This is a genomic window from Frischella japonica (assembly GCF_014489845.1).
Lineage (GTDB): Bacteria > Pseudomonadota > Gammaproteobacteria > Enterobacterales > Orbaceae > Frischella > Frischella japonica.
This window is the reverse complement of record NZ_JABURY010000023.1, coordinates 1-5,954: the sequence shown is the minus strand read 5'-3', so window position 1 is coordinate 5,954 and position 5,954 is coordinate 1. Positions and strand designations below refer to the sequence as shown.

Here is a 5,954-nt window from a genome sequence, read left to right as displayed (position 1 = left end):
CGCTTACTGAAATACGCCCGCATCAAAATAACCGCTACCGAAGTCAGAACCAAAGTACATTATAAAATTGATACAGTCACGGTTGAATTAGATGAGGTTAATTGGAATAATGTTGTAAAAGAACAAAACAATTTGCCAACCCAATTGCCAAATGGAAATTGGATTGATGCAGAAGGATTACCACTACCAGTTCTGCCTAGTGTTGGTGCTTCAGGTAGAGTTCCTAAGGTTTTACAAAGTGGTGGTAATACTTTAACTCAAAGTACAGCAAATGCTCTGAATAAATATTTTGGTGAAAATATTAATAAACGTGAATGGGGTAGAGCCCTTGAATCGCTTAAAAAAGATAATAATATACGAAATGATCATCATGGAAGAATTTTAGATAATGGTGATTATATTAATTCTAGTGGAAATGTTATAGGTAATATCGGAGAATATTTAAAATGATTTCAATAAATTCTAGGCGAACTCCCATATCTCCAGAATATCCAAGTTGTGATGAATGTTATGCAGCATTGTTAATATATCCAAATGATATTCATCCCGATAAGATAACTGAACTTTTGAAAATTGAACCAACACAAAAAAATATTATTGGAACTAAGAGTATTAATCGTATCGGAAGAATTAAAGAGATTAAAACTTCCGGATGGTTTTTATCATCAAAAGATTATGTTATATCTAGAGACTTAAGAGAACATTTAGATTGGTTACTAAATAAAATAGCACCCTGTAAAGAGCCGTTAGAGAAATTACAGACAAATAAAAACGTGACTATGGGTATTGATTGTGTATGGCGATCATTGGCTGGTCATGGTGGTCCTGTAATATGGCCAGAACAAATGAAAATAATGTGTGAACTTAATTTGGAATGTAGTTTTGACATATATTTTGTCAATGATGAGTAAATTGATATTTTTGGGAAATGTTTTTTATTAGTGTGATCACAATATTGTATTTTATATGAATAAATTAAGAGAACGTTATTCAAAATAAAAGATAAATCTCCAATAATAGTGGGGGAAGATCTATCTTTTATTTTTAAACTGGTAAATAAAATTCAACAAACAATTTACCTTTCTTAATTTTAATGATAACAGGGGATCCCACATAAGCCCTATCTACTAAGCCCCCTACCTATCAGTGATAAACCAATTGGCGAAGCACCCAATCCCTTACAACTGCCTCAGGTTTCACCACCTGAAACCATCGCCGGTGCTTTAACGCATGGCGTGAGTCAATTTCTGGTCGGTTTTATTCCTATGTTTAAAGCCAGCAAGTTTATACGTCCATTACAAAAAATGGGCTCATGGGGCAAAGGAATGATAGCCGGCAGTGTCACCGATTTTGTGGTATTTAATCCCCATGAAGAACGCCTGTCAAACTTAATACAACAATTTCCTGAACTGGCTAACCCAGTAACCGAATATCTACAAGCCAAACCGGACGACAAGGCTGCTGAAGGACGACTAAAAAACAGTTTGGAAGGATTATTAATCGGCAGCTTAGCCGAACCCCTTACCCGCTCATTACGCTTACTAAAATACGCCCGCATCAAAATAACCGTAACTGAAGTCAGAACAAAAGTACATTATAAAATTGATACAGTCACGGTTGAATTAGATGAGGTTAATTGGAATAATGTTGCTGAAAAGGGAACGAGAAATATAGAAAGTAAAGTTGGAGAATACCTTGAAGATTTTACATCATCTTCTACACCGGCAGAATTAATTCAACAACAAGCCGATAAAGGTACTCAGATAACGATCAATACTGAACATATTTTAAATGGTGAGATTAAAACTTATGCAAACGGTACTAAGGTTGGTACCGGTGGGCATTATTTAAGAGATCCGAATATTAGGGTTGATATATGGACTGGTGCAGCAGATGCTAATGGTGTCACAAAAGGATATATATCAGTCAGAGATCCTGCAACCGGAAAATGGTATAAAAAACAAGCTGAAACAACTTTTTTCCCCGAGCATTGGTCTAAACGTCAAACAGAAATGGAAATTAAAAGTGCTTTTGAAAATTCCATAAGAATACCAAATACAGAAATGTGGCGAGGAACGTCTTCAAGTGGTGTAAAAATGGAAGGCTATTATAAAAAACCAGATGGTTCAGGCGCAACAGCATGGCCTATTTATGAGAAAAAATAATATGTTAAATGATAAAATTATATTCTGGTGGGATGGCTCTAGTTTTATTCCTACGGGTGGAAAGCTTGTAAAATCTACTGACGAGCAAAAAATATTTGGTTTTGGAGCGAGAGAAATTGCTGCTTGGTTAGGTAACGATATTCAATATTCAATAAACTCGGTTAATATCTGGATTAACAATCTGACAGATTTAGAACACAGCCGAGCCCCCGATGGCATGTTTGGCATTGGTAATGCTCACTGGGTGTTGATTACGGGAAATTATGTTTTTATAGGTACTGAATACGTCGAAGAGCAACAAGTCATTATGACCAAAGAACAACTTTTATATGTGTTAGAGCAATATAAAGCTTTTTTAGGAGGAGATTATAAAGATCCCGATAATCCACCCGCCCCTATTGATGTTGAGTTTATTGCTGAAGGTCAAGAAGCGATCGATATCTATAATGGATTGCCAAATTCTCATCTGGTTCCTTATGCTTGTTAATCAGCTCCCCACTTAATTTGTGGGGAGTGAATTTTTAAGTACCCAGATCCACATTGTATGTTAAATAATTAATATATTCTGCTCAATTTTAATAATGGTCGGTCGCCCAACATAAAGCCTTATCAGTTCCAGCCACCAGCCCTCAATGACTTTGTGACCAAAGCACTACGCTTGGTATGCTGATGTCCCGTTACAAGTACTGGTTGGAGTGCGTGATGCCGGACAAAATACCTTAGAATTTTATCTGGCAAAATTCAATGCCATCGATTATTTTAGGGAAAACCTATACCGAAATTCCCCATAATAAACCAATTGGCGAAGCACCCAATCCCTTACAACTGCCTCAGGTTTCACCACCTGAAACCATCGCCGGTGCTTTAACGCATGGCGTGAGTCAATTTCTGGTCGGTTTTATTCCTATGTTTAAAGCCAGCAAGTTTATCCGGCCATTACAAAAAATGGGCTCATGGGGCAAAGGAATGATAGCCGGCAGTGTCACCGATTTTGTGGTATTTAATCCCCATGAAGAACGCCTGTCAAACTTAATACAACAATTTCCCGAACTGGCTAACCCAGTAACCGAATATCTACAAGCCAAACCGGACGACAAGGCTGCTGAAGGACGACTAAAAAACAGTTTGGAAGGATTATTAATCGGCAGCTTAGCCGAACCCCTTACCCGCTCATTACGCTTACTGAAATACGCCCGCATCAAAATAACCGTAACTGAAGTTAGAACAAAAGTACATTATAAAATTGATACAGTCACGGTTGAATTAGATGAGGTTAATTGGAATAATGTTGCTGAAAAGGGAGAGAGAGGATCTTTAACCGGCAAACCAACTGAAATACCACTTTCAAGTACTTCTGAAAATATACGCTCAATTATAAGAGAAAATGAAAGTGCTCAAATTCTTTCAAAGAATGGTTATCATGTGGAACAGAATCCTATTACATCAGGAAGAAAAAATCCAGATTACAAAATTAACAGTGAAATATTTGATAACTATGCTCCAAGTTCAAATAATTTTAGGAATATTTGGGCTGGCGTTGAAGATAAAGTGCTTAAGGGGCAAACAAACAATGTAGTTATTAATATATCTGATTCTAAAGTGACAGTAGATGCTCTTGAAGAACAGTTTTCTAAATGGGAGATTAAAGGATTGGATAAAATAATTGTTATAGATAAATCAGAAAATATAACTAGAATTAAGTGAGATAAATATTATGGCAATAGATATAACATGCTATACAACATTAGATGCAGAGTTATTAAATAAAAAAATTAGTAAGATTAAATCAGATTATAATGATATTTTTGATAAATCATATATTATTTATTTGGCTTCACCAATTTTAGAACGAAAACAATTAGAGTTTATTAGTGATAAGCAGAAAAGATATTCTCAAGAAAGTAAGTTATTAATTGCTGAAGAATTTGGTTTTGAAGGTGCTAGATCATATTTTATGGTATCGGTAAATGATAAATCCTTTCCGGAAATGAATACATCAGAAATAGCAGATCTATTACGCTCAGAGCTAGGAAAAGAAAATATGATTGTATTGCTCAACAATGAGAAATTAATTTAATATTTTCCCCGATCAATAGATTGGGGATTTTCATTTATTTTTAGATCTCTATCACAAGCTTAATCATTATTTTATTCTGCTCAAAGTTAATGAACGGTAGCCCGATATAAAATTCTATCTGCTCCAGCCACCAGCCCTCAATGACTTTGTGACCAAAGCACTACGCTTGGTATGCTGATGTCCCGTTACAAGTACTGGTTGGAGTGCGTGATGCCGGACAAAATACCTTAGATTTTATCTGGCAAAATTCAATGCCATCGATTATTTTAGGGAAAACCTATACCGAAATTCCCCATAATAAACCAATTGGCGAAGCACCCAATCCCTTACAACTGCCTCAGGTTTCACCATCTGAAACCATCGCCGGTGCTTTAACACATGGCGTGAGTCAATTTCTGGTCGGTTTTATTCCTATGTTTAAAGCCAGCAAGTTTATCCGGCCGTTGCAAAAAATGGGCTCATGGGGCAAAGGAATGATAGCCGGCAGTGTCACCGATTTTGTGGTATTTAATCCCCATGAAGAACGCCTGTCAAACTTAATACAACAATTTCCTGAACTGGCTAACCCAGTAACCGAATATCTACAAGCCAAACCGGACGACAAGGCTGCTGAAGGACGACTAAAAAACAGTTTGGAAGGATTATTAATCGGCAGCTTAGCCGAACCCCTTACCCGCTCATTACGCTTATTAAAATATGCCCGCATCAAAATAACCGCTACCGAAGTCAGAACAAAAGTACATTATAAAATTGATACAGTCACGGTTGAATTAGATGAGGTTAATTGGAATAATGTTGTTGAAAAGGGAACGAGAAATATAGAAAGTAAAGTTGGAGAATACCTTGAAGATTTTACATCATCTTCTACACCGGCAGAACTAATTCAACAACAAGCCGATAAAGGTACTCAGATAACGATCAATACTGAACATATTTTAAATGGTGAGATTAAAACTTATGCAAACGGTACTAGGATTGGTACCGGTGGGCATTATTTAAGAGATCCGAATATTAGGGTTGATATATGGACTGGTGCAGCAGATGCTAATGGTGTCACAAAAGGATATATATCAGTCAGAGATCCTGCAACCGGAAAATGGTATAAAAAACAAGCTGAAACAACTTTTTTCCCCGAGCATTGGTCTAAACGTCAAACAGAAATGGAAATTAAAAGTGCATTCGGTAACTCTAAGCCTAAACCTGGAGAGTCTGAAAAATGGATAGGAACATCTTCGAGTGGAATAAAAATGGAAGGATATTATAAAAAACCAAATGGTACAGGTGCGACAGCGTGGCCTGTTTATCAAGGGAAGACAAAATGATGAATAAATTGATTTATTATTGGTGGATACCAGATTATAAAAGATTTTCGCCCTCAGGCAGAGAATATAGTGAAGATATGAGATTGGTTCCCAAGCAAGGGCGAGGAATATGTGAGGTGGCAGCATGGCTAGCAGATGATCTCCAATACTCCACTGACTCAGTTAATATTTGGATAAATAATCTCATTGATTTAGAATACAGCCGAGCCCCCGATGGCATGTTTGGCATTGGTAATGCTCACTGGGTATTGATTACGGGAGATTATGTTTTTATAGGTACTGAATACGTCGAAGAGCAACAAGTCATTATGACCAAAGAACAACTTTTATATGTGTTAGAGCAATATAAAGCTTTTTTAGAAGGAGATTATAAAGATCCCGATAATCCAC

General features: G+C 36.6%; 7 protein-coding genes and 1 pseudogene. All 8 read left to right on the top strand.

Annotation, left to right across the window (positions count from 1 at the left end):
- Nucleotides 1-450, top strand: a pseudogene (locus tag FcAc13_RS11930) (hypothetical protein); the annotation flags it as partial.
- Nucleotides 447-911 carry a DUF4279 domain-containing protein gene (locus FcAc13_RS11925; protein ID WP_187756451.1) on the top strand — a complete coding sequence of 155 codons (465 nt, stop codon included), beginning with the start codon at nt 447-449 and terminating at the stop codon, nt 909-911. The pseudogene FcAc13_RS11930 and the gene FcAc13_RS11925, both read left to right, overlap by 4 nt.
- 324 nt (nt 912-1,235) lie before the next feature.
- On the top strand, nt 1,236-2,165 hold the full coding sequence (locus FcAc13_RS11920) for an EndoU domain-containing protein (protein WP_223064610.1): 930 nt from the start codon (nt 1,236-1,238) through the stop codon (nt 2,163-2,165).
- 1 nt (nt 2,166) lies between these two features.
- The gene (locus FcAc13_RS11915; protein WP_223064609.1) at nt 2,167-2,652 is read left to right on the top strand and encodes a hypothetical protein; all 486 of its coding nucleotides are present in this window, start codon (nt 2,167-2,169) and stop codon (nt 2,650-2,652) included.
- A 257-nt stretch (nt 2,653-2,909) separates the two neighbouring features.
- Nucleotides 2,910-3,869: a CdiA C-terminal domain-containing protein gene (locus FcAc13_RS11910; RefSeq protein ID WP_187756449.1), complete on the top strand. Its 960-nt coding sequence runs from the start codon at nt 2,910-2,912 to the stop codon at nt 3,867-3,869.
- 10 nt (nt 3,870-3,879) lie between these two features.
- On the top strand, nt 3,880-4,242 hold the full coding sequence (locus FcAc13_RS11905) for a hypothetical protein (RefSeq protein ID WP_187756448.1): 363 nt from the start codon (nt 3,880-3,882) through the stop codon (nt 4,240-4,242).
- A 203-nt stretch (nt 4,243-4,445) separates the two neighbouring features.
- Nucleotides 4,446-5,564 (top strand): EndoU domain-containing protein, encoded by a 1,119-nt coding sequence (locus FcAc13_RS11900; RefSeq protein WP_223064608.1) that lies wholly within the window; start codon nt 4,446-4,448, stop codon nt 5,562-5,564.
- Nucleotides 5,561-5,954, top strand: a 394-nt coding sequence (locus tag FcAc13_RS11895; protein WP_187756447.1) for a hypothetical protein, incomplete at its 3' end; no start/stop codon positions are given. The genes FcAc13_RS11900 and FcAc13_RS11895, both read left to right, overlap by 4 nt.